At 65.2% G+C, this 25530-nt stretch carries 29 protein-coding genes; 13 read left to right on the forward strand and 16 right to left on the reverse strand.

Annotated elements, in window-relative coordinates; genetic code table 11:
- The first annotated feature begins 114 nt into the window (after positions 1-114).
- Entirely contained in the window at positions 115-801 is a 687-nt protein-coding gene (locus H0485_RS12585) for a sugar transferase (RefSeq protein WP_226936065.1), read from the forward strand.
- Here the strand turns inward: H0485_RS12585 and H0485_RS12590 are convergent.
- Both H0485_RS12590 and H0485_RS12595 read right to left on the reverse strand, forming a co-directional pair.
- A complete protein-coding gene (locus tag H0485_RS12590) occupies positions 798-2258 on the reverse strand; it encodes a sensor histidine kinase (protein ID WP_226936067.1) in 1461 nt (486 codons plus the stop codon). The two genes, H0485_RS12585 and H0485_RS12590, sit on opposite strands and share 4 nt — an antisense overlap.
- Positions 2248-2940, reverse strand: coding sequence for a response regulator (locus H0485_RS12595; protein ID WP_226936069.1), 693 nt, complete (start codon positions 2938-2940; stop codon positions 2248-2250). Before H0485_RS12595 ends, H0485_RS12590 begins: the two co-directional genes overlap by 11 nt.
- Positions 2941-3044: 104 nt before the next feature.
- Between H0485_RS12595 and H0485_RS12600 the strand changes: the two genes are divergently transcribed.
- The 6 genes from H0485_RS12600 (at position 3045) to H0485_RS12625 (ending at position 8971) form a co-directional block, all read left to right on the forward strand.
- Positions 3045-4160, forward strand: coding sequence for an ABC transporter substrate-binding protein (locus H0485_RS12600; protein WP_226936071.1), 1116 nt, complete (start codon positions 3045-3047; stop codon positions 4158-4160).
- Positions 4161-4354: 194 nt separating this feature from the next.
- Positions 4355-5296, forward strand: coding sequence for a Bug family tripartite tricarboxylate transporter substrate binding protein (locus H0485_RS12605; RefSeq protein WP_226936073.1), 942 nt, complete (start codon positions 4355-4357; stop codon positions 5294-5296).
- Positions 5293-5805, forward strand: a complete 513-nt coding sequence (locus tag H0485_RS12610; protein ID WP_226936075.1) for a tripartite tricarboxylate transporter TctB family protein — start codon at positions 5293-5295, stop codon at positions 5803-5805. The genes H0485_RS12605 and H0485_RS12610 overlap by 4 nt, the downstream gene beginning before the upstream one ends.
- A 9-nt stretch (positions 5806-5814) precedes the next feature.
- The gene (locus H0485_RS12615) at positions 5815-7338 is read left to right on the forward strand and encodes a tripartite tricarboxylate transporter permease (protein ID WP_226936077.1); all 1524 of its coding nucleotides are present in this window, start codon (positions 5815-5817) and stop codon (positions 7336-7338) included.
- 132 nt (positions 7339-7470) lie between these two features.
- On the forward strand, positions 7471-7626 hold the full coding sequence (locus H0485_RS12620) for a hypothetical protein (RefSeq protein WP_226936079.1): 156 nt from the start codon (positions 7471-7473) through the stop codon (positions 7624-7626).
- Between the two features lie 322 nt (positions 7627-7948).
- Positions 7949-8971 carry a hypothetical protein gene (locus H0485_RS12625; protein ID WP_226936080.1) on the forward strand — a complete coding sequence of 341 codons (1023 nt, stop codon included), beginning with the start codon at positions 7949-7951 and terminating at the stop codon, positions 8969-8971.
- Positions 8972-9031: 60 nt separating this feature from the next.
- On the opposite strand, the gene H0485_RS12630 is transcribed toward H0485_RS12625, so the two are convergent.
- Entirely contained in the window at positions 9032-10564 is a 1533-nt protein-coding gene (locus tag H0485_RS12630; protein ID WP_226936082.1) for a phospholipase D-like domain-containing protein, read from the reverse strand.
- A 185-nt stretch (positions 10565-10749) separates the two neighbouring features.
- Between H0485_RS12630 and H0485_RS12635 the strand changes: the two genes are divergently transcribed.
- Entirely contained in the window at positions 10750-11007 is a 258-nt protein-coding gene (locus H0485_RS12635; protein WP_226936083.1) for a GlsB/YeaQ/YmgE family stress response membrane protein, read from the forward strand.
- Positions 11008-11138: 131 nt separating this feature from the next.
- On the opposite strand, the gene H0485_RS12640 is transcribed toward H0485_RS12635, so the two are convergent.
- The 8 genes from H0485_RS12640 to H0485_RS12675 form a co-directional block, all read right to left on the reverse strand.
- A complete protein-coding gene (locus H0485_RS12640) occupies positions 11139-12170 on the reverse strand; it encodes a hypothetical protein (protein WP_226936085.1) in 1032 nt (343 codons plus the stop codon).
- 189 nt (positions 12171-12359) lie between these two features.
- Complete coding sequence (locus tag H0485_RS12645; protein WP_226936087.1) at positions 12360-13181, reverse strand: DUF1217 domain-containing protein; 822 nt, start codon at positions 13179-13181, stop codon at positions 12360-12362.
- Positions 13178-13582, reverse strand: coding sequence for a flagellar biosynthesis repressor FlbT (locus H0485_RS12650; protein ID WP_226936089.1), 405 nt, complete (start codon positions 13580-13582; stop codon positions 13178-13180). The genes H0485_RS12645 and H0485_RS12650 overlap by 4 nt, the downstream gene beginning before the upstream one ends.
- A gap of 1 nt (position 13583) precedes the next feature.
- On the reverse strand, positions 13584-13982 hold the full coding sequence (locus H0485_RS12655; protein ID WP_226936091.1) for a flagellar biosynthesis regulator FlaF: 399 nt from the start codon (positions 13980-13982) through the stop codon (positions 13584-13586).
- A gap of 104 nt (positions 13983-14086) precedes the next feature.
- Positions 14087-15304: a flagellin N-terminal helical domain-containing protein gene (locus H0485_RS12660; RefSeq protein ID WP_226936093.1), complete on the reverse strand. Its 1218-nt coding sequence runs from the start codon at positions 15302-15304 to the stop codon at positions 14087-14089.
- 174 nt (positions 15305-15478) lie between these two features.
- Positions 15479-15988, reverse strand: coding sequence for a flagellar protein FlgN (locus H0485_RS12665; protein WP_226936095.1), 510 nt, complete (start codon positions 15986-15988; stop codon positions 15479-15481).
- The gene (locus H0485_RS12670; RefSeq protein WP_226936097.1) at positions 15985-16317 is read right to left on the reverse strand and encodes a rod-binding protein; all 333 of its coding nucleotides are present in this window, start codon (positions 16315-16317) and stop codon (positions 15985-15987) included. Before H0485_RS12670 ends, H0485_RS12665 begins: the two co-directional genes overlap by 4 nt.
- Complete coding sequence (locus tag H0485_RS12675; RefSeq protein ID WP_226936099.1) at positions 16317-17423, reverse strand: flagellar basal body P-ring protein FlgI; 1107 nt, start codon at positions 17421-17423, stop codon at positions 16317-16319. Before H0485_RS12675 ends, H0485_RS12670 begins: the two co-directional genes overlap by 1 nt.
- A 148-nt stretch (positions 17424-17571) precedes the next feature.
- Here H0485_RS12675 and H0485_RS12680 point away from each other — a divergent pair, with 148 nt between their 5' ends.
- Positions 17572-18252: a response regulator transcription factor gene (locus tag H0485_RS12680; protein ID WP_226936100.1), complete on the forward strand. Its 681-nt coding sequence runs from the start codon at positions 17572-17574 to the stop codon at positions 18250-18252.
- Between the two features lie 82 nt (positions 18253-18334).
- Here H0485_RS12680 and H0485_RS12685 read toward each other — a convergent pair whose 3' ends face one another.
- Genes H0485_RS12685 through fliF form a run of 5 tightly spaced genes read right to left on the reverse strand, consistent with a single transcriptional unit; the run spans position 18335 to position 22855 of the window.
- Positions 18335-19354 (reverse strand): flagellar motor switch protein FliG, encoded by a 1020-nt coding sequence (locus H0485_RS12685; protein WP_226936102.1) that lies wholly within the window; start codon positions 19352-19354, stop codon positions 18335-18337.
- Positions 19355-19368: 14 nt separating this feature from the next.
- Positions 19369-20208, reverse strand: a complete 840-nt coding sequence (locus tag H0485_RS12690; RefSeq protein WP_226936104.1) for a flagellar type III secretion system pore protein FliP — start codon at positions 20206-20208, stop codon at positions 19369-19371.
- Positions 20208-20531, reverse strand: a complete 324-nt coding sequence (fliN, locus tag H0485_RS12695) for a flagellar motor switch protein FliN (protein ID WP_226936106.1) — start codon at positions 20529-20531, stop codon at positions 20208-20210. Before fliN ends, H0485_RS12690 begins: the two co-directional genes overlap by 1 nt.
- Positions 20532-20534: 3 nt before the next feature.
- Positions 20535-21209, reverse strand: coding sequence for a FliH/SctL family protein (locus H0485_RS12700; protein ID WP_226936108.1), 675 nt, complete (start codon positions 21207-21209; stop codon positions 20535-20537).
- A gap of 2 nt (positions 21210-21211) precedes the next feature.
- A complete protein-coding gene (fliF, locus tag H0485_RS12705) occupies positions 21212-22855 on the reverse strand; it encodes a flagellar basal-body MS-ring/collar protein FliF (protein WP_226936110.1) in 1644 nt (547 codons plus the stop codon).
- Positions 22856-23085: 230 nt separating this feature from the next.
- On the opposite strand from fliF, the gene H0485_RS12710 reads away from it, so the two are divergent.
- Genes H0485_RS12710 through H0485_RS12725 form a run of 4 tightly spaced genes read left to right on the forward strand, consistent with a single transcriptional unit; the run spans position 23086 to position 25500 of the window.
- A complete protein-coding gene (locus tag H0485_RS12710) occupies positions 23086-23550 on the forward strand; it encodes a flagellar basal body-associated FliL family protein (RefSeq protein WP_226936112.1) in 465 nt (154 codons plus the stop codon).
- Positions 23547-24548 carry a FliM/FliN family flagellar motor switch protein gene (locus tag H0485_RS12715; protein WP_226936115.1) on the forward strand — a complete coding sequence of 334 codons (1002 nt, stop codon included), beginning with the start codon at positions 23547-23549 and terminating at the stop codon, positions 24546-24548. Before H0485_RS12710 ends, H0485_RS12715 begins: the two co-directional genes overlap by 4 nt.
- Positions 24526-24834 carry a hypothetical protein gene (locus H0485_RS12720; protein ID WP_226936117.1) on the forward strand — a complete coding sequence of 103 codons (309 nt, stop codon included), beginning with the start codon at positions 24526-24528 and terminating at the stop codon, positions 24832-24834. The genes H0485_RS12715 and H0485_RS12720 overlap by 23 nt, the downstream gene beginning before the upstream one ends.
- 3 nt (positions 24835-24837) lie before the next feature.
- Complete coding sequence (locus H0485_RS12725; RefSeq protein WP_226936119.1) at positions 24838-25500, forward strand: MotE family protein; 663 nt, start codon at positions 24838-24840, stop codon at positions 25498-25500.
- The last annotated feature ends 30 nt before the right edge of the window (positions 25501-25530 follow it).

Below are 25530 nucleotides of genomic sequence, written 5' to 3' on the forward strand. Positions count from 1 at the left end.
GTTTCCGGCCCTGGCGGGTTTAATCCAATTTTAACGCGCCCGCCCTATTCACATCCCGCTCACCATCCCCCCGCGCTCTGCCCCTGGCAAAGCGGGGCTCTGCAGGGTTGCGCCATGAAACAGGTTGCCGGTGGAATAAAGCTGCCAGGGCGGGCACAGGCCGCGCCCGCCCCCTTGCGGCAGGAGACAGGTTTTTACCAGCGCGGCGGCAAGCGCGGCCTTGATCTCTTGCTGGTGACGGCCTCGCTGCCGGTTGCGCTGCCGCTGATCGCCTTTTTTGCCCTGCTGATCGCTTTGCAGGGCGGGGCGCCGTTTTACGGCCACTGGCGCCTTGGCCGGGGAGGGCGGGCGTTTCGCTGCTGGAAGCTGCGCAGCATGGTGCGTGATGCTGATGCACAGCTGGCGCGGTATCTGCGCGACCATCCGGCAGCGCAGCAGGAATGGGAGCGGGGCTTTAAGCTGGAACATGACCCGAGGATCACCGGCATTGGTCTGATTCTGCGGCGCAGCAGCCTCGATGAGCTGCCGCAGATTTTCAATATTCTGCGCGGCGATATGAGCTGTGTCGGCCCCCGGCCGGTCACCCGCGCCGAAACCCGGTTTTACGGCGCCGAGCTGGCTTTGTGCCAGGGCATGCGGCCCGGGCTGACCGGGCTCTGGCAGGTCAGTGGTCGCAGCGGGCTGAGCTATGATGCGCGGGTGGCGCTGGATCTGCGCTATGTGCGCAACTGCTCGGCCCGGCTGGATCTGCAGATCATCCTGCGCACGTTCGGGGCGATGCTGACGGCCAGCGGCCGTTAGGCGCGGCCCGGGCCCTCGGGCGGCGCAATGGCGGGCAGGATGATGCGGGCGCGCAGCCCCCGGCCCGGCGCCCCGGGATGGAGCAGTTCAAGGCGGCCGCCGAACAGACCGGCGATTTCGCGCACCACCGGCAGGCCGAGCCCCATGCCATGCGGCTGCTCTGCGCCGCGGCCGCGGCGAAAGCGCGACAGCACCGCCGCCTGATCAGGGGCGGCGATGCCGGGGCCGTCATCCTCCACCTCGATGAGGATCTCGGCGCCGCCCGGCGCGTTGCGGCGCGCCAGTCGCAGGGTGACGACGGCACCGCTGCCGCCATAGAGCACGGCGTTTGAGATCAGGTTATGCACCGCCTCCTGCAGCAGCATCGGCTCGGCCCGGGCCAGCATCACTGTGGAGCTGTCGCCCGGCTCAAAGCCCAGATCGACCCCGGCCTCGGCGGCGGCGGGAATATGCTCTGCCGTCAGATCGCGCAGCAGCGGCGTCAGATCGAGCGGGCTGAACCGGTCCGGCGTCATGCCCTGGGCGGCATCGGCATCGACCCGGGCCAGCGCCAGCAGCTGCGCCAGCACCCGCTCGGCCCGGGTCAGCGCGCTCTCGGCCCGGGCCAGCGCCGCCCTGGCGCGCTGCGGATCCCCGGCCCGGGCCACCAGCGCCAGTTCGGTGCGGATCACCGTCATCGGCGTGCGCAGCTGATGCGCCGCATTGCCGGTGAAATTGCGCAACCCCTCCAGCGCCGCCTCCAGCCGCCGCATCAGCGCATTCACCGCCCGCATCGGCGCCTGGACCTCGGCCGGGACGCGGGTATCGAGCGGGCGCAGATCGCCGGGATTGCGCGCCTCAATCGCCTCGCTCAGCCGGGCCAGCGGGCGCAGCGACAGAGTGACGGCGATCCAGACAATGCCCGCCGCGCCGAGGATCATCCCGGCAAGGCGCAGGGCCGAGCGCAGCAGGATATCGCGGCTCAGCGCCTCGCGGGCCAGGGTGGTCTCGGCCATGGTGACAGTGAAGGGCACTTCATCAATGCCGGTCGAGACCGCGCGCGACAGGCTGGCGATGCGCACCGGCACGCCGCGAAAAAGCGCATCGAGAAAGACCGGCGGGCCGCCAGGCCGGGCCCCGGCCACCGGCAGATCGCCGTAACCGGTGACCAGCCGCCCCCTGCTGTCGGGGGTATCGACGCGGTAAAAAACCCGGTCCTGGGCGGCAGAGGACAGCATCTCCAGCGCGCCATAGGGCACGGCGACATCGAGCAGGCCCTGATCCGAGAGCGAGGCGCGTTCGGCGATCACCAAAGCCGAGCCTGCCAGCACCCGGTCGGCCAGCTGATCGGCGGTGCGCCGCGCCTCGATCCAGGTATCGATCAGCGCCGCTGTGCCCATCACCCCGGTGGCGACCAGCAGCCAGGCCAGCAGCCGTCGGCGCAGCGACCAGACCCGGCGTCGGCGCTCAGCCGGCATCGCTCAGCGCCCCGGGCTGAGCGCGGTCAAGATAATAGCCGATGCCGCGCGCGGTGCGCAGCCCCAGCCCGGCCGGGGCGAGCCGCTTGCGCAGCCGCGAGACATATTGCTCGATCGCATTGGGCGAGAGCTCATCCTCAAGGCTGGTCAGCGATTGCACGATGGTCTCACGCGCCACCACTTTTCCGGCTTTGACGATCAGCAGTTCCAGCAGATCACGCTCCCGCGCGGGCAGGTCAAGCGGCTGATCAGCAAGGGTAAAGCTGCGGCTGTTGAGATCGAGGGTCAGGCTGTCAAAGCTGACGGAAGCGCTTTTGAGCCCGGCCTGACGGCGTAAAAGCGAGCGCACCCTTGCCTCAAACTCGCCAATGTCAAAGGGCTTGATGAGATAGTCATCGGCGCCGAGATCAAGGCCGCGCACCCGGTCCTCGGGCGCGCCGCGCGCGGTCAGGATCATCACCGCCGCGCTGTTGCGGCGCGAGCGCATGGCACGCAGCACCGCCAGCCCGTCCATGCCTGGCAGGTTCAGATCGAGGATCACCAGCTCAAAACTCTCCGCCGCCGCCAGCGCCTCGGCCGAAGCGCCGTCATGCACCAGATCCACCGCATAGCCGGACTGGCGCAGCAGCCGCAGCAGCGAACCGGCCAGGGCCTGATCATCTTCGACCAGCAGGATGCGCATCGTCTTCTCCCGGGGACAGAGGGCGGGAGGCTGAGGCTAACGGTCCGCTTCGCGCTTGTGAAGCGGCGATCACGGGCGATCCAGGCTTGCGGCAGGGCAGGGGGATGCGGCAGTCTGCGGCGATGATCCGGGTTTTGCCTTTCCTGTTTGCGCTGCTGCTGACCCCGCCTGCGGCGCGGGCTGAGATCAGCTTTCTGCCCGCCCCCGGGCCCGGTGCCGGGGATGAGAGCGGGGTATCGGGCGAGATTGTGATCTATTCTTCGCTCGATACCAGGCTGGCGCATCCGCTGCTTGCGGCTTTTCAGGCGCGCTATCCGGGGATTGCGATCCGCTATGAGGATCTGCTGACCGGCGAAATGCATGAGCGTATCCTGCGCGAGACCGATAATGCCGGTGTGACGGCGGATCTGGTTTTCTCTTCGGCCATGGATCTGCAGGTCAAGCTGGTCAATGACGGCTATGCCCAGCGGGTGGTCACGGCGGCGACCGGGGACTGGCCGGGCTGGGCGATGTGGCGCGAGACCGCCTATGCGCTGACCTATGAGCCTGCGGTTTTTGCCTGGCATGTGCCAAGTTTCGCCGATCATCCGCCGCCGGCCACCCGCGCGGATCTGCTGGCCTGGCTCGAGGATGCGCCTGCAGCGGCGAGGGGCCGGATCGGCACCTATGATATTGCCCGCTCGGGCGTGGGCTATCTGTTTCTGGCCCGCGATCAGGATCTGTTTCCCGGCATCTGGCAGGTGATGGCGGCGATGGGGCAATCGGGGGTGCAGCAATATCCGACCTCGCAGGAGCTGCTGGCGCGGATCGCCACCGGCGAGATTGCGGTGGGGTATAATCTGCTTGGCTCTTATGTGGCCGAAGCCGTGCGGCAAAATCCGGGGCAGATCGGCATGACCCTGCCGCAGGATTTTACCGTGGTGGTGTCGCGGGTGGCGCTGGTGCCGCGCGCGGCTGCCAGGCCTGAGCTCGGGGCGCTGCTCCTCGACTGGCTGATGTCGCCCGAGGGCCAGAGCGAGCTGTCGCGCCATCTGCGCCTGCCTGCGGTCGGGCTGGAGGTGGCGGCGGGGGAAAGCCCGAGTGGCGCGCTGGCCGATCTGAGCGGCCTGCGGCTGAAGCCGGTGCCGGTCGGGCCGGGGATGCTGGCCTATCTGGATCAGGCGAACCGGAGCCGGCTGATCGCGCGCTGGCAGCAGGCCCTGCGCCCGGCCGCGCCCTGATCCGGGGCTGATCCGTATTTTTGTCCCGCATGTCAGGTTCATGACAGTCTTTTGTGCATGATGCTGGCAGATGCCGGGCCTGTGGAGGGGCCGGGCATGGGGCTTGTCCTGGGAGAGGCCTGCCCCGTTTCGCGACCAGTTTTGCATGGAAGTTCCGGGCGCCAGTGGCGGATCCGGACACCGGGGAGGAAGCTATGAAACATTTCGCAGTCGGAGCACTGCTGCTTGGCGCCATGTCGCTGCCCGCGCTGGCGGATTACACCCTTATCGCCCCGGCCAATCCGGGCGGGGGCTGGGACCAGACCGCGCGCACCATGCAGGAGGTGATGCAGGCCGAGGGGATCTCGCCTTCGGTCCAGGTGGTCAATGTGCCCGGCGCGGGTGGCACCATCGGCCTCGCTCAGTTTGCCAGCCAGAACAGCGGCAATGCCGATGCGCTGATCGTTGGCGGCTATGTGATGGTGGGCGCGATCCTGACCAATAATGCGCCGGTCAGCCTCGCGGATGTGACGCCGATTGCCCGCCTGACCGGCGAATATGAGGCGATTGTGGTTCCGGCCTCGTCACCGATCCAGACCATTGGCGATCTGGCCGAGGCGCTGAAGGCCGATCCGGGCGCGGTCTCCTGGGCGGGCGGCTCGGCGGGCGGAACCGACCATATTGCCGTCGGGCTGATCGCTAAGGCGGCGGGCGTGGATCCGACCAAAATCAACTATATTGCCTTCTCGGGCGGCGGCGAGGCTCTGGCGGCGATCCTTGGCTCGCAGGTGACGGCGGGGGTTTCCTCGCTGGGTGAATTCCAGGCCCAGGTTGAGGCCGGAACCCTGCGTCTGCTGGCGGTTTCCTCGGAAGAGCGCCTGCCCGGCGTTGATGCGCCGACGCTGAAAGAAGCCGGTCTCGATGTGGTGCTGCAGAACTGGCGCATGGTGGCGGCGGCCCCGGGCCTGAGCGAGGAGCAGAAGGCGAAAGTCACAGCCGATATCGAAAAGCTGGCGAAATCGAAAGGCTGGCAGGATCAGCTGACTGCCAAAGGCTGGGTCGATACCTATCTGAGCGGCGCCGAATTTGATGCACAGCTGGCCGAGGATATTGCTGCGACCGAGGCGGTGCTCAAAGATATCGGTCTTGTAAAATGAGCGGCGAGACCCCCGTTCAGCCGCATTCTCAGCCGCGCCGCCCGGACCGGGCGGCGCTGGCCATCGCCGCCAGTCTTGCGGCGGCTGGCGGCGTGCTGCTCTGGGATGCGGCACGTCTGGCCGATGTCAGCGGCGGCTATTCGGGGGTCGGACCGGCCTCGGCGCCGCGCATGATCGGTGCGGCGCTGGTTCTGCTGGCGCTCTGGACCCTGGCCGATGCGCTGCGTGGCCGCTTTCCCGAACGCCCGCGCCAGGATCTGCCGCCTTTGCTCTGGATCGTCGCCGGCCTGGCCTTTCAGCTGATGGCCCTGAAAACCCTTGGCTTTTCGATTGCCACCGGGGTGATGTTCGCCTGTACCGCCCGGGCCTTTGGCAAGCGCAATCTCGGGCTGTCGGTCCCGGTCGGGATCGTCTTTTCCTTCCTCGTCTGGCTGGTCTTTGCCATCGGCCTGCGGCTCAGCCTGCCCGCCGGGCTGATTGAGCATCTGTTCTTCCCCGGCGTGAAATGAGGGCCGGTGATGAGTTCCTTTGATTTTCTGATCCAGGGTCTTGGCGCGGCCATGGACCCGATGCTGCTGCTCTATGCGCTGATCGGTGTCACCCTTGGCACGGCGGTCGGGGTTCTGCCCGGCATTGGCCCGGCGCTGACCGTGGCGCTTTTGCTGCCGGTGACCTATGGGCTTGATCCGGCAGGCTCGCTGATCATGTTTGCCGGGATTTATTACGGTGGCATGTATGGCGGCTCGACCACCTCGATCCTGCTGAATACGCCCGGCGAGAGCGCCTCTATCGTCACCGCGCTTGAGGGCAATAAGATGGCCCGCAAAGGCCGGGGCGGTCCGGCACTGGCCACGGCGGCGATCGGCTCGTTCATTGCCGGGGCGATTGCCACGCTGCTGCTGGCCTTCCTCGCGCCGCATGTGGTGAAGCTGGCGCTGGTCTTTGGACCGCGCGATTATTTCGCGCTGATGGTGCTGGCTTTCGTCACCGTCTCGGCCGCCTTTGGCGAATCCTCGCTGCGCGGCCTGACCTCGCTGTTCATCGGCCTGGCTCTGGCCTGTATCGGCATCGATCAGCTGACCGGCCAGGCGCGGCTCTCCTGGGGGGTGCCGGATCTGCTCGACGGTATTGAGGTCACCACCCTGGCGGTGGCGATGTTTGCCGTGGGCGAGGCTTTGGCGATTGCCGGCAGCCGCGACAGCGGCGATGATGAGGTGATCGCGGTCAAAGGCTCGGTCTGGATGACGAAATCCGACTGGAAGCGCAGCTGGCTGCCCTGGCTGCGCGGCACGGCAATCGGCTTCCCGATCGGCTCTATGCCGGCGGGAGGGGCGGATATTGCCTCTTTCCTGTCCTATTCGGCCGAGCGGAAAATGGCGAAATCGCCGGGCAAGGAAGAATTCGGCCATGGCGCGATTGAGGGGGTGGCCGGGCCCGAGGCGGCGAATAATGCCGCCGCGGCAGGCACCCTGGTGCCGCTGCTGACCCTTGGCCTGCCCACCACAGCGACGGCGGCGATCATGCTGGCGGGTTTCCAGCAGTTTGGCCTGCAGCCCGGGCCGCTGCTTTTCGCCACCAATCCGGGCCTTGTCTGGTCGCTGATCGCCTCGCTGCTGATTGCCAATCTGATGCTGCTGGTGCTGAACCTGCCGCTGATCGGGCTTTGGGTGAAGCTGCTCTCGATCCCGCGGCCCTGGCTTTACGCCGGGATCCTGCTGTTCGCGACTTTGGGCACTATCGGCGCCAATCCCTCGCCCTTTGAGCTGGGGCTTTTGCTGGCGTTCGGGCTGATGGGCTATCTGATGCGGCTCTTCGGCTATCCGATTGCGCCGGTGGTGGTGGGGCTGATCCTTGGCCCGATGGCCGAGCAGCAGCTGCGCCGGGCGCTGTCGATCTCGCAGGGTGACTGGAGCACGCTGGTCGGCTCGCCGGTCTCGGCCACGCTGCTGGGGATTGCCGCGCTGGCCCTGATCCTGCCGCTGATCCTGCGCGCGATTGGCCGGGGCAAAGTGCTGACCCAGTTTGGCGGCGACGAGGACTGAACCCGCCCTTCTGGCTGCAACCCGGCCCCGCTATGCGCCAGTCGCATAGCGGGCTTTCTTCATGCCGCATTGCAGCATCGGCAGAGAAGGCCCATCTGAAGGCGGTAAAACCGTAACAAAAGGTCTTGTGACATGTCCCGCCTGCTTCGTCTTCTGCGTGAAGTCGCCGCCGAATTTACCGCCGCCCGTGTGGTTGCCCAGGCGGCAGAGCAGCATCGTCGCCCCTCGCGCGCCGCGCTGGCCCGTCTTGGCATTGCCAGCGCCGATTACGCGCGCATCCGCAGCTGATCCGCTCAGCCAGACCCAGTCTGTTCAGACCATGAGTGCCGGGCCCTGCTTGCCCGGCCTTTGCATATCCGGCGCCGGGCCTGACCCGGGGCCCGCCCCCTCCCGCGTTCATAGCCCCGGAACCAGATGGCAGCCGGGTGATTTGCCCCTGCATGGGATGCATGGCTTCGGGCGTTGCGCCCCTGCACCCAATGGTTCCGGCAACCGTCTGAAAAGATGAATATGTGGGGTGTTTTATGAACAGCATTATTTATCGCGTCGGCCTCGTGGTCGTCGTTCTCGCGGTTCTGTCGCTCATCGGTCTGCGCTGAGGAGAGCCGGAATGGAACGCAATGAAGCCCTGACTTCGGCCGCAGCGCCCCGGCGTGAACTGGCGGGCTCTTATATCGACTGGGCGGCGGTTTTTGGCGGTGCGGTTGTGGCGGCGGCGATTGCCGCGCTCTGCACCGGATTTGGCGCGGCGCTTGGCCTGTCGATGCTCTCGGTTGAATCGGGCGAAAGTGCGGTAAATCTCTGGATGGTGGTCACCGCGCCCTGGATCGTGATCAGCCTCGTGCTCAGCTATATGGCGGGCGGCTATATAACCGGCCGGATGCGGCGGCGCCTCGATGATGCCCCGGCGGATGAGGTCGCGGCCCGGGACGGGATCAACGGTCTCGTGGTCCGGGGGCTGGGCATGTTGCTGACCGCATGGATGGCGGCCGGCGCGATCAGTGGTGCGGCTTCGGCGGCAGGATCGGCCGTGGGCGGCATCGCCCAGGGTGCAGGCTCTGCGGTCGGCGGTGCGGTATCGGGTCTGGCCCAGGCGGCTGGCGCGGCGGTGCCGGAACAGGCCGATGACGGGGTGCTGGAGTATCTTAACAGCCGGTTGATGCGTCCGGCGCTGCAGGGCGCGCGTGCGGCAGATGGCACGAGCTCTCCGGGTGCTCCGGCTGCGGATACGGGTGATCTGGCCGCGCAGACCGGTATCGTGCTGGGCAATACCCTGCGCAGCGGTGAGATTTCCGATCAGGATCGTGCTTTCCTGATCGCGGCCGTGGCGCAGCAGACCGGCCAGAGCCAGGCCGAAGTCGAGCAGAAGGTGGATGAGGCGGTAAAAGCCGTGATCGACGCCCGCGCTCAGGCCGAACAGATGGCTGCAAAGGCGAAGGCTGAGGCTGAGCGTCTGGCGAAAGAGGCTGAGGAAGCGGCAATTGCTGCGGCCGAAACCGCCCGTAAAGGCGCGATTATGTCGGCCTTCCTGCTGACGGCTGCCGCTCTGGTGGCCGGTGCAGCTGCGATGGCGGGTGCGGTGCGCGGCGGCCGTCACCGCGATGAGGGCCGGATCTGGGGTGGTCTGAGCTAACGTCTCTGACCCCAAAGTTGCGCTGAGACCGGAAGGGCGGCCCCCAAAGGGCCGCCCTTTTCATTTGCCGCCGCTGCTACAGGCTTTTTCGGCGCGGCACCGATAGGGAAGGCGGTTCTTCAGCCGCTCCCAGCCCCGGAACAGACCCCGCCGGGCGGTGGATTCGAAAATCTCTTCCGGCCCGTTCGGATCGAGAATTTCATTCTCGGCCAGCCAGGTTTCAAAGCCGGAAAGTTCGGGGATCTGATAGGGAACCAGGCTGCGCCCGGGGCCGCGCCCTGGATCACGTATCGCCTCAATCGTGGCGATCAGCGAGCCGGTCTCACGCCGTTTCGCCGTCACCTCGGCAGTGCTGACGCCCAGATGTTCGGCGATCAGATCATCGCGCAGATAGCTGATCTCATTGCGCAGATGCTGATTTCCTGGCTCATGGGTCGAAAGAATGACATCGCATTCGCTGTCCAGCCGCATCGAGCGGTTGTTGAAATTCGACGAGCCGACCCGCAGGATCGCATCATCGACCATCATCACCTTGGCATGGACATAGATCGGCTTTCCTCCTTCGGTAACCGGATGGTAAATCCGCAGCCGGTTTTTATGATCGAGGCGGCGCAGCGCCCCGACCAGCCTGGCCCGGGCGCTGTCCATCGCCAGCGGCTCGAGCCAGCCATGCGCGGTAACGGGCATGGTGATGACGATTTCGGGTGGATCCGGCTCGATCAGCCGCCGGGCAATGGCCCGGGCCACCGCGCGCGAGGCGAAATACTGGCTCTCGGCATAGATCATCCGTTTCGCGCTGTGGATCATCGCCAGCCAAGCGGCCTCGATCTCATATACCGGCTCCTGATCGGGCATTTTCGGCAGGGTCCGGGCGATGGAGAGCCGCATATTGGTGAAGGCGGGGGCCAGACCTTCGGGCCAGCCATCGGGGCCGGGCGGCGCCGGTGCCAGGCTCTCGCCGGTTGCGATGCGCCAGCGCTCGCGCGCCAGATCGCCAAGCGCCCGGGCGGCCGCCCCGTCAAAGGCGCTGGTCGCATCATGCCAGGGATCCTCGGGCTGGCCGCGCGGGCTGACCCGGCGCGGGTCGTGATCTTTATGGGCCCGGGTGTCCCAGCGTCTTGTGGTCAGATCAATACCGCCGCAAAAGGCCACCTGGTCATCAATCACCACGATTTTCTGGTGATGCGATCCGGCCAGAGGGTGATGGCCGTCCAGCCGCAAAGTGATGCGCGGATGGGCGCGCCAGCGCAGGATCGTCCAGAGGGAATTGCCGCGCAGCATAGAGCGAAACGCCCCGGTATCCCAGCGCAGCAGCCGGATCTCCAGCGCGGGGCTGCGGTCCGAGAGCCAGAGAATGAAATCCCCAAGCCGCGCCGGGCCTGCGTCATCGGCAATGCCGTCCCCGGCGGTCAGATCGCCCTTCTGGTCGCCAAAAGACAGGCGCGGGTCGAAATCCCAGCCGATCAGCAGCACTGAATGGCGGGCTTTCAGCAAGGCGCGGCGCAGATGCACGAAATAATCCGCGCCATCAATGATGAAGGTGAAGCGCCCGGCGGCTTCGGTCCTCCAGCTCGTGCTGTCCTCGGCCGACATAAATCCCCCTCTGCCCGTCAGAGGCGAAAACGCCGGGCCGCGGCACGGGTTCCCGGTGTATGTGGCAAGAGAGCCGCATCTGACCCGCCCGGTCCTGTGCCGGGAACCCGATGCGGCAAACCGCGTTTATTCAACGCTTTCGCACCGGCAGCGGGTCGGTGGGGAGGGGGTATAAGGAGGGGACAATGGACGAAAAGAGCGTTGGCTGGATTGCAGCCATTATCATCGGTGGTCTCGCCGGATGGATCGCTTCGGCATTTATGAAATCGGATACCGGCATCTTCATGAATATTGTGCTCGGCATCATCGGTGCCGCTGTGGCCAGTTTTCTGTTTGGTCTGCTCGGCGTGTCTTTCGGCGGCTGGGTTGGCTACCTCGTGGCCGGGATCGTCGGGGCCTGCATACTGATCTGGGGTGCCCGCTCGGTTCGCAGCCGGGGCTGAGGCCTGAAGGATCCCTCCCCGGATCCCTGCAGGCAAAAATAGTGTAACCAGTGCGCGTTTAAAAAAGCGCCTGCGGCCTGGTCCGCAGGCGCTTTGCTGTTTTCGGGCTGCAGGGGCTGCAGAAGCGGGCGTTACAGGCCCGCTTCCTCCTCATCTTCCTCGATGCTGCGCAGCTCTTCGGGCAGCAGGGCGGGCGGGGCCGCGCCGCCGATCGGGTCCATGAACAGCTCAGCGACCAGCTGGCTGCGGTCCTGGCTGCTGTCAGACAAAGCCAGAATGCCCTGGCGGTCATGCTCAAACTGCGCCGCACCGATTTCCCCTGCGGCGTAGAGCCGGGTCATTTCGGCCAGCACGGCAGTGCCATATTCCTGCAGATCTTCCGGTCTGGCCGGATTGCCCGAAGCCATTTCGAAACGCGCCGCATGGCCGAAGGCGAAGAGCACCAGCTGCATCAGGGCCTCGCCCGGGGTGGCGCCACGGGCCAGACGGTCGGCGACCAGAGTTTCGCCTGCCATGGTCATTTCCATGCCAAGCGTCCCGAGCAGCTCACACAGCCCCTCCAGCAGCTCCGGGCTGAGCGCGGTGGTGGCTGCAGGCTGATAGGCGAGCGGCGCACCGCCGAGCTCATCGGTATAGCCGGGCGGCACCGGCGCAAAACGCTGACGCGGCCGGGCCGGGGCTGCGGCCTGCTGTGGTGCGACGGGATGGGGGTCGGCCGGTGCCGGCTCCGGCTGTTCTGGCGGGGCCGGGATGCCGATCGTTTCGAGCGGCGCGGCAGCCTGGCGGATCTCAGACTCGGGCGCGGCGATGAATTCCGCCTGAAGGGCCTCAGCCACAGCGTCGGCCTCAGCCCCGTGCATCGGCGCTTCCGCCTCGCTCAGGATTTCGGTTCCGGCGGGCAGATCAGGCCCGGCTGCGGCGCCAGGCACCAGAACCATCACGCTGGCGGCCCCGAACAGCCGGCGCCACCAGGAGGGGCGCTGCTCATATTCCTCGACGAGGCCCAGCATTTTCAGCCGCCCCAGCGGCCGCGCCACCTCAAGCCCGCGGCCCCGGCCTGCAACCGTCAGCTGGTTGCGCGGAATGGGTCCGCTGGTGGCATGGATCTGACGGATCAGCGCAAGCAGTTCCTGCTCGCCGAAATCGAGCGGTTTGTCCAACATCTGGCCCTCAAGCTAAAGCGGAGGCCCGCATCGCAGATTGCTGCGGCGCGGTCAATGGCAGGAGGCGCTTTGCAGCGGACCAAACCGATAGAAACACGGGTTTTTCCCGAGGAGGGGCTCTGAAATATATTCGCATGTCCCGCCTGGCATGGCGAGGCGGATAACAGTGCAGAGGCAGCGGAGCGGTGTTCAGTAGCGGCGCTGGCGCAAAGTTGCCAGCCCATCGAGACTGATCCCGATAATGGCGCGCTGTCCGCTGCTGCTGCGGTTGGGGCTGAACAATTGCAGGATCGGATTGCTGCTCAGCGATTGCTGGGCGGTGCGGGCATCGGCAATCGCAGTGTAGCGGCTAATCAGCCCGTCGAGCACCCCGGGCTCGTTCAGGGTGGTGATGTCGAATTTCTTCTTCAGCATCGATGCCTGCATATCGATATCGCTGGATTTCAGCGCATCCGACAGGTTCAGGGCGGTGTAGAAGAAATCCTGCAGCTTTGGATCGGCCAGCACCGTATACCAGTTGCTCAGTTTCGGCGCCCGCGCTTCGGCATGCAGCACCGTACCGGCGGTGCTGTTCATTTCGAGCTGGCTGTTGATCAGCTTTTGTTCGACATAGCGCCCGACCATGGTCTCGACCCATTCGGGATCTGAGGTGTTTTTATTGGCGGTGCCGCCCTCGGTAAAGCCAAGCGCGTGGTAGAGGTCTTTGAAACGGCTGTCCGTCATCTTGTCGATCAGCGCGCCCTTTTCGCCCGAAGTCGAGGACAGCACCTTTTTCATCATCGCCTTGCCGAAGATATGGCTTTCGAGGTCATAGGCTTTCATCACGAAACTATAGACTTCGAAATCATTCACCAGCTGTTCGGCGGTGGTGATCTGGCCGACCCGCTCGCGGAAGGCAGTGATTTCACGGCTGTTGACCGGATCGCGCTGGATCGCAGCCTCAAAACTGTCGCGGCTGCGATGGATCAGCTTCAGGGCAAAAGCGCCCGAGAGGCCAGAGGTGGCAATCATGATCTGCTCTCCTCGGCGGCGCGGCTGAGCAGCCGGTCCTCATAGGGAAATAGGGGTGTAAGCGCGCGGAAGGCGGCATAGTAGCTGCCCCCGGCCAGGGCGGTTCCTGCCGCGGCAATGGCGGGCGCGAAGCTGGGCAGGGCCAGCGCGAGGGCAGCAAGACCGGTCTCGAGCTGCGCCTGCAAAGAGGCGCGATGCGGCGGGCTGACGAGGGCGATCTGGATCTGATAGGCGATGCGCCGTGCGGGGGTGGTGGCGGTTCCGGCGTCGAGCATCTCATCGCCGCGCAGCACATCGGCGCGGTTTTCCACCTCCAGCACATGGCGGCGCGGGCCGTTGCGCAGGATGCAACCGTTCACAATCACCCGCTCATCCGGTTTCAGCGTCAGGCGCAGCCCCATGTCAGGCCGCTTCCGTTTCCGGCGGCAGACCGGCGAGGCCGCCGATCATCGCATTATTGAGCGCAACCAGGCTGCTGACGCTGCCCTCACCGCGCAGAATGGCGGTGGTCTGGCGCTCGACAAACAAGGCCAGCGAGATCAGCTGCGCCCGCAAAGCGGCGGGCAGCTGGTTGTTCTCCGCGCTGAGGTCACGGCGCAGGAGCGACCAGAGGCGGATATTCTCGGCCAGGGCGGGCTGCAGGGTGCCGGCAAGGATCTGCATCCGAGCCGGGCCCTCGGCCTCATCATAGCTCCGGGCTGAGCTGGCCAGAGCGGCGGTGATCCGGCTGAAAATCTGCCGCTCAATCTCGCGCGGGGTTTCCGAGCTGCGGATGGTTCGTTTGTAGGCGGAGATGCTCATGCCATCCTCCAATCATGTATAGTCAATGATATTCATGACAATACATGATGCGCAAGTGAAAAGGCCCCCCGGAGGGGGCCTTTCCGGATCAGTCAGGCCGCGGTTCAGCGGAACAGCGACAGCAGGTTCTGCGGGCCTTCATTGGCGATCGACAGCGACTGGGTTGCCAGCTGCTGCTGCACCTGCAGCGCCTGCAGGCGGGCCGCTTCAGCTTCCATATCGGCGTCAACCATTGCGCCAACGCCGGTGTCCAGCGTGTCGGTCAGGTTTTTCAGGAATTCCTGCTGGTTCTCGATCGATTTTTCCGACTGACCCAGTTTGGTCGAGGCGTCGATCGAGCCGTTCAGCAGCGAATTGGTCGCCGAGAGTGCTTTGGCGAGGAAGTCGCTGTCGTTGATATTGCCGGTGGTGGCAGCATCGGCGATGGCTTTGAAGCCCGAAGCCAGCGCCTTGAGGTCGACCTGGTTGATCGAGATCTCGGTGGTGGCAAAGCCATTGCCGGCGCGGCTGATGCCGGTGACCACATTGCGGCTGGTTTCAACTGCGGTACCCGCGGTGGCCAGAGCGGCTTTATAGGCGGCATCACCGGCTTTGGCGGTGAGGCCAGCATTCAGCGCTGCGAGGTCGGCGGCGGAGTGGTTGGTATCGGTGTCGAACTCGGCTTCGGTCATCGCCACGGTGCCGGCGGTGGTGCGGGCGGCGTTGATGAAGGCCAGAGCCTCGGTTTTCGCCGCACCGGTCAGGGCCGAAGCCGCAGCGCCATCCAGCGCCGAAGCGGTGACGCCGGCGCGTGCGGTGTCAGCGACAGTCAGCTCGGCGGCGGTATAGTTCTTGCTTGCGCCTGCGGTGAAGGTCCAGGTGCCGCCGGTGCCTTCCATCGTCGCCTGGTTACCGGGATTGATCTGGCCCGAAGCATTCACCAGGTCATCGCCGTTGAAGGTCGATTGCGCGATGATAGTGTCCATCTGCTTGACCAGTTCCTGCAGTTCCGACTGGGTCGGAGCCACGACGGAATCGGTGGCATTCTGCGAGAAGGCCATACGCTCGGTGAATTTCTGCGCCAGAGCCTGGAAGCTTTCAGCGCCTTTGCGGGCAGCTGCGACCGAGTTTTTGGTCAGGGTCAGGCCTTCGTCGATCGCCGAATACATCGCGCTGTCGCCCTTCATCGATTCCGAGATCGAGAAGTAGGCAGCATTGTCTTTGCCCGACGAGATTTTCAGGCCGGTTGCGATGCGTTCCTGGGTGGTCGACAGGTTGTTATTGACGTTGCGCAGGGTCGAGAGCGCATTCATTGCCTGGGTATTGGTATTGATCGACGACATCCGATCATCCTTTCATGCTTCTGCAGGATCTTCGGCTTCTGCCAAAGGAAAGACGATGGCCTTTCATGAGGGATGATGGACGGTCCGGTTAATTCTGAGTTAATGTTTGTAGTTATTCATGAAATAAATATGGCGGGGATATACAGAACTGTCTGATTGCCGGAGGTCTGGCCGTCAGTAGTTGGTATCTATGCCCTTTGGCCGGGTCGCAAGCCCCTCGACCCCCTGGCCGGATTTGTCATACATGCCTTTCAGCGAATGCCTTTCGCGCACCCGCGCCACTTCCGAGCGGATCGTCACCGAGGCCTCGGCCATGACCTGCAGCAGCCCGGCATTCAGCTCCAGCGCTTCCGAGAGGCTGCGGATATGCTGGCGCAGCTGCCCGGTCACCTCGGCGCTGTCGCGCAGAAAGGGCTCAATCACCGGCTGGCGGGTTTCCAGCCGCTGCAGCAGCGCCTGTTTATCCTCATAAAGTGCCGCCACCTGCTGCGGATCGCGGGCGCGCAGCGCCTGGTTCTCGCGCTCCAGCAGCCCGGTCAGCTCGGTGACCAGCCTGGTGAAGGCAAGGATATTATCCTCATCAGCGGCGGTCAGCGGCGGGCGCTCGCCAAGCGCGGCCCGGGCGCGCCGCTCGTGGAAACGCGAGGCCAGACGGCTGAGGGAAGCGGGGGCTGTGATCTTCATCCGCCATAGGCCTTCATCTGTCGCGCCAGGCTGTCGGCAATGCCGGTGCTGCCGCTTTCGGCGATTTCCCCGGCGATAGCCCCGGCCAGGACGCTGCGCCAGATCTCTTCGGCATGACATGCCCCAAAGGTTGCAGGTCCGGCGGTGCGCAGCATTTCCTCGACCATTGGCGTCAGAAACGCCGCCTCAAATTTTTTCGCCGTAGCGCGCAGAGCGGCATCCGCTGCGCTGCGCTCAGCTGCAGGTTGTGGCGCAGGTTGTGGCGCGGGCTGCGGTGCCTGGGCCAGGGCGCCGGGCAGGGGAAGGGGAAGGGGAGAGGGCAGCTCCATCAGATGATCTCCAGATCAGCATGCAATGCCCCGGCCGCTTTCAGCGCCTGAAGAATGGCAATCGTGTCCTGGGTGTTGATGCCAATCGCATTCAGCCCATCGACCAGTTCCTGCAGCGACACCTGGCCCTCGAGCACCGAAAATCCGCTGTCGCGCGGGCGCAGAGCAATATCGGTGCTCGGCACCACGACCGTTCCGCCAATCGACAGCGGCATTGGCTGTGACACTTCGGCACTTTCACGCACCATCACCGTCAGCCCGCCCTGGCTGATCGCCACCTCATCAATGCGCACATTCGAGCCCATGACGATGGTGCCGGTTTTGGCGTCAATCACCACTTTGGCGCGGCTGTCGGGCAGCAGAGTCAGATTTTCAATCGCCGCCAGCAGCTGCGGAATATCGACCTTGCCGCGTGCGCTGACCTCAACCGTGCCGGGATCGAGCATCCGGGCCAGGCCGTCACCGGTTTCATTGATCGCATCGGCCATGCGCGAGGCGGTGGTGAAATCGGGATTGCGCAGGGCAAGGCGGACCGAGCTCATGGCATTGAGCGAGAATTCAATCTCGCGCTCGACAATCGCGCCATTCTCGATCCGGGCCACGGTGGGCACGCCCTCGGTGACCGAAGCGGCCTGGCCGCGCACCGAAAAGCCGCTGACCGCAACCGGCCCCTGGGCCACCGCATAGATATTGCCATCGGCGCCGGAAAGCGGCGTCACCAGCAAAGTGCCGCCCTTCAGCGAGGTGGCATCGCCCAGCGAGGAGACCACAATATCAATGGTCGAACCGCTGCGCGAAAAGCCGGGCAGATTGCCGGTAACCATGACGGCGGCGGTATTGCGGGTTTTGATCTGCTCATCGGTCAGATTGCCGACGCCCAGACGCCCCAGCATCCCCTCCATCGATTTGCGGGTGAAGGGGCTGTTTTTCAGCGTATCGCCGCTGCCGTTCAGGCCCACGACCAGGCCATAGCCGATCAGCTGGTTTTCCCGGATCCCCTCAAAATGCGCGATATCCTTGATGCGCACCTCGGCCTGAACCGTCCCCAGGGCCAGCATCAGCGCCAGAACAGCAAGCGCCGGACGCAGCAGTACAGACCCTATCATGGCAGTCCTTTCACAGGCTTGGCACCCGCCGCCGAACGGCTGGCATGTCTATCAAGTATAAACGAATTAATACATGTATTGATTGATGTAAATTCTTGTGTGAAAGGGGTCTGGCATCTTTCGTCTTCAGAACCATTCGTGAGTAGCCATGCGCGCCCTCCTGTATAATCCCGGACAAGCCGGGCTTTTCTCGGGTCAGCCTCCTGCGGGTCTGGAGCTGATCCCGGTTGAGCGTGCGGCGCTTGAGGCCAGCGCGACGCGACTGGCGCGGAATGATCAGCTGCCGGTCTTTCTGGCCGGTCCGGCCGACAGCGCCATGCTGCGGCAGCTGCGCTCGCTCGGCTTTACCGGGCCGGTTCTGGTGCTGATGCCCGGGGTCAGCGCGCTGCAGACCGCCGATCTGATCTATGCGGGCGCCGATGATGTGCTGGCCCTGCCGGTGGCGGGCTGCGAGCTGATGGCACGGGTTGCGGCCGTCTCGCGACGTCTGCACGGGGTCAGCGCCGGGGCGCTGACGGTCGGGGCGCTGGAATTCTATCTCGATGGCCGCCATCCCCGCCTGCATGGCGAAGAGATCCGGCTTTCGGCGCGCGAATACGATATCATGCGGCATCTGATGCTGAATGCACAAAGGGTGGTGGCGAAAGAGGCGATCTATGACGCGCTCTATGCGCTTTGCGCTTTGCCGCCCTTTGACAAGATCATCGATGTCTATATCTGCCGGCTGCGTGCCAAAATGACCCGGATCCGCCCGGGCTGTGGCGCCTATATCGAGACCGTGCCCGGGCGGGGCTACCGGATGACCGTGCCCGCCCTGCAGGCGGCCTGAGCCGCCTGGCGCAGAGAGGGCGGCGTCTTTCAGTCCGCCTGCTTCAGTCCGCCTGTTCGGGCCGCCTGTTCGGGCCGCCTGTTCAGGCCTCGGTCAGCAGGTGATCATCCTCGGTCGGCAGCCGGATCAGGCCCTGACGCGCCAGATCATTGGCAATATCAATCAGCTTGTCCTGGGCCTCCCGCGCATCGCGCGAGCGCACCGGGCCAAGCGCCGCCATTTCCTCAAGCAGCATTTCGCGCGCCCTGGTGGTCAGGGCGTCGATAAAGCGGTCGCGGATCCCCTTTTTGGCGCCGCGCAGCGCCAGCGGCACCACTGTGCCTTCGGAAGAGCGGATCAGGCGCGACAGGCTGTTCTGATCGAGCCGGGCCAGATCGTCGAAGGTGAACATCTTTTGCTTGATCGAGGCGAATTCGGCGGGCTGTTGCTGGGCCAGGGTTTCGGCAATATCCTCAAACACCTGGCTGTCGAGCTTGTTGAACATATCGGCGATGCGCTGATGCGGATCGGGCCCGGCCCGGCGGGTGGCGGCGCGCAGAAAGTCGCGCTCGAGCGTCTCTTCCAGAATATCCAGCACATGGCGCGACAGGCCCTTGAGCGCGATCATCCGCGAGACGATGCCGGTCATCCGCTCACGCGGGAACAGCGGCAGCACCCGGGCGGCGATATCGGGTTTGACCCGGCTCAGCACCGCCGCCACGGCCTGGTCGCTTTCGCCGGCCAGATAGGTATGGATCATCTGCTCATTGAGCGTGGCAAAGGTTTCCCAGACGTTTCGCCCCGAAACCGGGCCGCGAATATCGGCCATGATCTCTGAGACTTTCTCGCGCGGCAGGAAATTGCCCAGCATCCTTTCGGCAATATCGAACGAGCCGACCACGCCGCTGGCCCCGGCAACCCCGGCCGAAAACTCGACCATCACCGCCTCCACCACCGAGGCGGGAATGGTGCCCAGCACCGACATGGCCTGGGTGATTTTCTGGATCTCGGCCTCATCAAGCTGGCGCATCAGCGCCGAGCCGCGCTCCTCGCCGACGCAGAGAAACAGCACAGCGGCTTTTTCGACGCCGCTCAGCGCCACATGTTCGGGGACATATTTCATCAGAACCGGCCCTGTTAATAGCCTGAATAGGATTGCATCAGCGAGCCGGCCAGCATGAACCAGCCGTCAATCAGCACGAAGAAAATGATCTTGAACGGCAAAGCGATCATCACCGGCGGCAGCATCATCATCCCCGCCGCCATCAGCACCGAAGAGACGATCAGATCGATGGCGATGAAGGGCAGGAAGATCAGAAAGCCGATGGTAAAGGCCCGTTTCAGCTCGGAAATCATGAAGGCCGGGACCAGCACCCCCCAGGGGGTATTCTCATCGGGCTGCAGCGCTGCGCCGGCCTCTGTGGCCGCTCCCGGTGCCGTGCCCGGTGCCGCCCCGGCAGCGCCGGGCTCCGGGCTTTGCAGACTGCGGCCCGACATCGACAAGAACAGGCCGATATCCTTGTCGCGGGTATTGGCCAGCATGAAGCGGTGGAAGGGGGCGGCGATGCGCGGCAGAGCGATCTCTTCGGTGATTTCATTGGCGATCAGCGGCTCGAGCCCTTCGGTCCAGGCCTCATCAAACACCGGCTGCATCACAAAAAGCGTCATGAAAAAAGCCAGCGCGGTCAGCACCATATTCGGCGGCGACTGTTGCAGGCCAAGCGCCGAGCGCAGCATTGAGAAGACGATGACGAAGCGGGTGAAAGAGGTCATCACCACCAGCAGCCCCGGCGCCAGCGACAAAGCGGTCATGATGCCGACCAGCTGCAGGATCCGGCCTGAAAGCGGCCCGCTGTCACCGGCCTCGGCCCCGAGAGCCTCGGCCAGGCCACTGACCAGCCCCGACATATCCTGCGCGGCCAGTGGCGTTGCCAGCAGCAGAACGGCGGCGCAGGCGCTGAGGACGGCCCGGCGCATCACAATGCGGACAGATAGTCTTTGACGATTTCGGTCAGGGTCACGCCGATGCGGTTCTCACCGACCTTGACCAGATCGCCGCGCGCCACGAGGCGGTCATTGATCATCACATCCACCGGCTCGCCGATTTTCTTGTCGAGCTCGATCACCGAGCCGCGCGACAAGGCCAGCATCTGGCTGATCGGCATACGGGCCCGGCCCAGAACGATCTGCACATCAAGGCCGACATTCAGCATCGCCTTGATGCTTTGCCCCTCGGCACTGCTGGCGGGCTGCTGGTCATCCAGGGCCTCGCTCAGAAGATCGGCTTTAAAATCAGTCATCTGTCAGCTCCTGTCAGCAAGATCGGCCATGGGGTTGGAAAAGTCGCTCAGCCCGGCCAGGGTGGCGAGCAGGGCCTGATGCAGCCCGGCCTCGTCATGCGAGGCCCGGCCCTGGTCCCAGCTGGCCAGCGCCATGCCGGGGGAAAGTCCGGGATCAGCGATCAGCCGCACCGGCGCGCCTTCGGCGGTCAGCGCGCCCTGCAGCGCGGCTTCAATCTGCGGGCAGAGCGCCTCGGGCAGGCGCAGTTCCAGCCCGCCCGGGCCTTCGGCCATGCGCAGCGCATCACGGCAGAAAGCGGCAATGCGGGCCGGGGCGAAGGCGGTGAAAATCTCGGGCAGAAGCCGGGCGGCGAGGGCATGGATCAGGCGCAGCAGGTCGCGCTCCAGCCCGGCGTGATGCGCGGCGCGCGCCTCGCGCAGCGCCGTCAGCCCGGGCAGCAAAGCCGCGAGGGTCTCGCTCATCTGTGCCTCGAACCCGGCGTTAAGCCGGGCTTCGGCCTCGGCCACACCCTGTTTCAGCCCCTCGGCCTGGCCTTCGGCAAAAGCCGCAGCGCGGATCGCCTCCAGCTCTTCGGGGCTGATCTGCGGCCGGGTTGCGGCCCGGCGGGCCTGGGCCAGCGAGGCGGTTTCCGCCTCGATCTCGCGGTCGAAATCGCGGGTAAATTCAAAGCTCAGCATGATCAGCTCTTTTCATGCAGCCAGACCCGGATCAGGCGCAGAGCCGCGTCATTCTCGCTTTCGACGAGGGCGCCAAGGCTTTCGAGATGTCGCCGGGTGACTGCGCCGCGCACCAGAGCCAGCGAGACGAATTCTTCCTGATCACTGTCCGTGGCCTCATCGGTCTCGCCAGCGGGGGAGGCAGGGTCGAGCGCTTTTCTGACCGCCTTCTGATCGACCGCCTCGGCGGGGCTTTCGCCCGGCAGCTCTTCGGCGGGTTCGGGCGGTTCGGGCGCGCGCGGCGTCAGCCGTGCCAGGGCCGGACGGATGGCGAAGAAGACGATGATCGCGACAATCGCCAGGGCAATCAGCCAGCGCAGCAGGCCGGGCAGATAGGCCAGCAGATCCTCGGCCAGGGTATTGGCGCGCTCAAACTGCGGCACGCCGCCATCCTCGATGAACTGCAGGCTGTCGACGGTGACGAAATCGCCCCGCGCCTCCTCAAAGCCCATGGTCGAGCGCACCAGCTGCGACAGCCGTTCCAGCTCATCGGCGCTGCGGTCCTGATAGCCCTCGGCGCTGGTGGTGCCATTGACCAGCACAGCGACCGAGAGGCGGCGGATCGCACCGGGTTCGATCACGGTTTCGGTCCGGGTCGAGCCGATCTCGAACCGGGTCTCATCCTCGGCGCGCTCGCGGTTTTCCGAGCGCGTGCTGCCGTTTTCCCCGAGCCCCAGCCCGCCAGGCAGATTGTTCATCACATCGACGCTTTCGCCATCGCCCTCCTGGTTGGAGGCGGCTTCCGAGACCGAACGGGTCTGGCGCGCCACCTGGCTTTCGGGATCGAAACTTTCTTTCAGGATGACCTCGCGCGCGGTGGCCAGCTCGGCCGCCACCCGCACCCGCACATTACCGGCCCCGACCCGGGCGCTGAGCATCTGCTCGATATTGCGCGCCAGGCGGTCCTCAATGGCGATGCGCGCCGCATGAATGCTGCCCGAGGCATCGGTGGCCTCGCCCTCGGCGGCCAGCAGGGTTTCGCCCGAGGCCGAAAGCACGGTGACGCGCCCCGGCGCAAGGCCGGGCAGAGCGGCTGCGACCAGCGAGCGCACCGACATCGCCTGGCGGCGGTCCAGCTCCATGCCGCGTTTGGTGCGGATGATCACCGCCGCCGAAGGCTCGGGGCGGTCCGAGGCAAAGGCCTCGCGCTCGGGCAGCACCAGATGCACCCGGGCGCTTTCGACCACATCCAGGGTCTGGACCGAACGTGCCAGCTCGCCCTCCATGGCGCGCAGGCGATTGACCCGCTGCAGGAAGGTGTTCATGCCAAGGCCGCTTTGCTCATCGAAGAGCTCCCAGCCCGGCAGGCCCTCGGCGGCGACACCGGCTTCGGCCAGGGTCATGCGCGCGCGGGCGAGATCGCCTTCGGGCAGGCTGACGAGGCTGCCATCCTCGGAAATGCGGGGCTTATAGCCGGCCTGTTCCAGCGCCCGGACCATGGCTGCGCCCTCAGAGGCGCTGAGATCGCCGGCCACCGGCCGGTAGACCGGGGCCAGCACGGCCGAGAGGCCGAAGATCAGCACGCTGACAATGGCAAGGCCGGTCAGGCCGAGAATGGTCAGTCGTTTCGGACCCAGGGCCATGAAATTATCGATGATCTGCTTCATCAGCCCTTATTCCTGCCCCATCCCGGCCTGGTTCGGTGTTGTCTATCAAGTATAGGTAATCTTGATCTTGCTATTCTTGTTATTCTTGAAATATGCGGGAGTAAATAGACGGTTAACTTTCACTTGCCTGACCTGTGGCCGCTGGCCCCGGGATCGGCCTCTGAGGAAAGGGCGAAGCGATGGCCGCAGGCCAGACAGCAGAGGCATCAGCAGGTGCCAGAAGCAGAACTGTGACCCGGCGCCGCATCCTGGTGGGCGGCCTGGTTCTGCTGCTGGCGGGGATTGCCGCCGGCATGGGCCTGTGGCGGATGCAGCAGGACAGCCCCTCCGAGGCGCTGAATCTTGATGTGCGCCGGGCCGAGCAGGGCCAGGCGCTGCTGCCGCTCGGCCGGATCACCGTCAATGTCGCCGCCTCAGGGGCGCTGAGCGAAAAGCGCAGCCGCTTCCTGGTGATCGAGCCAACGCTGCTCTATGTCGCGGCGGAGAACAGCGGCAAGGATAGTACGGATATGGCCAGCCATCTGCCGGCGATCCGCGACAGCTTTATCGAATATCTGTCGCAGCTGCATGAGAATGATGTCTATGGCAGCGCGGGCCTCGCCGATCTGCGGGCCGAACTGCTGCGCCGCGCCCGGCTGGTCACGGGCTCGGATGCGCCGACCGGCATTCTGCTTCAGGATTTTGTGCTGCAATGAGCTCGATTGATCTGACAGAGCCCGGCCTGCAGACCGGCAGCGAGGCGGGCGTGACCGAAGGGTTTGAAAGCCTGAGGCTGAGCCCGGCCCTGCCGCTGGAAGAAGAGATCATCGCCCGCGCCTCGGCCAATTATGAGCCTTTGCCGATGCTCGAGGTGATCTTCGGTCGCCTCGTCACCAGCTATGCGCCAATGCTGAAAAGCCAGGGCGGATTTCTCTGCGAGGCCACGAGCCATAAGCTCAGCTATCAGAGCTGGGGCCGGGCGGTTGAGGCGCTGGATGAATTCGGTGTGGCCGCCATCGCCGCCAGCAGCCAGGGCGGCGATATTGCCATCGCTTTCGACGGTGCTTTCCTGCATGGCGCGATCGGCTCGATGCTGGGTGGTAAGCCCGGCCCCGCCGATGTGCTGCGCCGGGTGCCGAGCACGCTGGAAAAGGCATTCGCGCACCGGCTGATCCAGGACAGTCTCAGCCAGCTGTCGCAGCTGATCAGCCGGATCGTCGAGGTGAATTTCACCCCTGATGCGGTTGAGGCCCCGGCGCAGATCAATTCCTTCCATAATGGCAATGCGATCACGGCGGTGCTGGAGATGCAGGTGCAGATTGGCCTGCTGCCTGGCCGGGTCTCGATCCTGCTGCCGATGCAGACGCTTGAGCCGATGCGGCCGCAGCTGGGCAAGATGTTCCTTGGCGAGGAGCTGGGCCGCGATATCGGCTGGCGCGATCATTTCGCTGGCCATATCTCGGGGGCGAGCATGACGCTGACCGCCGAGCTGCACCGGCTGAGCTTGCCGCTGGCCGATGTTTTGCGCTGGCAGCCCGGCGCGGTGATCGATCTGGGTATTACCGAGGATCATGAGGCCAGCCTGATCTGCTCGGAGCGTGCCATCTTGCATGGCGCGACCGGGCGGCGGCGCAATGGCAGGCTGGCGATGCGCATCACCCGCGAGGCCGGCGAGCCGACAGAGGGAGAGGATGATGATATCCTTACTGATTGATCTCGTCATCCTCGCGGCGCTGGCCGCCGCTTTGGTCTGGGGTGTGGTGCTGGCCCGGCGGATTGCCCGGCTGCAGGCGGCCTTAGCCGAGCTGGCCCCGGCGCTGCAGGCTTTTTGTGATGCGGTCGAGCAGTCGGAACGCTCGGTGGCTGAGATCCGGCGCGAGACCGACCGGATGAGTGAGGCCGGTTTGCGGGCCGCGCCGGAACCGGCAAAGCCTGCGACGGAGCGGCAGGATCTGGTGCGCCGCTTCTTTGCTGCAGCCCGGATGCGGCAGGAAGGCTGAAGGATGAAACGCATTGCATCAAAGGCCCCGCTGCTGCTCTCGATGGCGATCAGCCTTGGCATTTCCGGCGCCTTGGCAGCGCAGGAATTCGTGAAAGGGCCTTTGCCCGAGCCTGTGGCAACGGAAGCGCCAGCGCCAGCGCCGGAGGCGGAGGCAGGCGCAGAAGTGGCTCCGGGCGCCGAGCCGGTGCCCGAGGTCAATGCAGCGGAATCAAGCCGTGATGGGGCGGCGGGCGCGGTGTTGCCCGAACTGCTGGCCGCGGTTGCGGCCGAGCGCGCGGCGCTGAACCGCCGGGCGCTGGCGCTGGATAAGCGCGAGGCCGAGCTGGCCTTTGCCGCCGCCGCGCTGAGCGCGCAGGATCAGCAGCTGAGCCAGCTGAAAGATGAGATCGAGCGGCTGCTTGGTCTGGCCGAAGCCAGTCACACCGAGGATGTGACGCGGCTGGTCCGGATTTACCGGGCGATGAAACCGGCCGATGCGGCGGCGATCCTGTCGGATGCGGATCTTGAGGTTTCGGTTCTGGTGATCGCGGCCATGGCTGAGCGCGATTCCGGGCCGATCCTTGCCAAAATGAACAAGGTGCGCGCTCAGGCGATCTCGAAAATCATCCTCGAGCGCTCGCGCCTGCCGGGGGACCAGAATCTGGTCAATCTCAAGGTGAACTGAGATATCCCTGCGCGGCCCGGGGGCAGGTAC

Source organism: Pseudogemmobacter faecipullorum (genome assembly GCF_020539525.1).
In the GTDB taxonomy this organism is placed as follows: domain Bacteria; phylum Pseudomonadota; class Alphaproteobacteria; order Rhodobacterales; family Rhodobacteraceae; genus Pseudogemmobacter; species Pseudogemmobacter faecipullorum.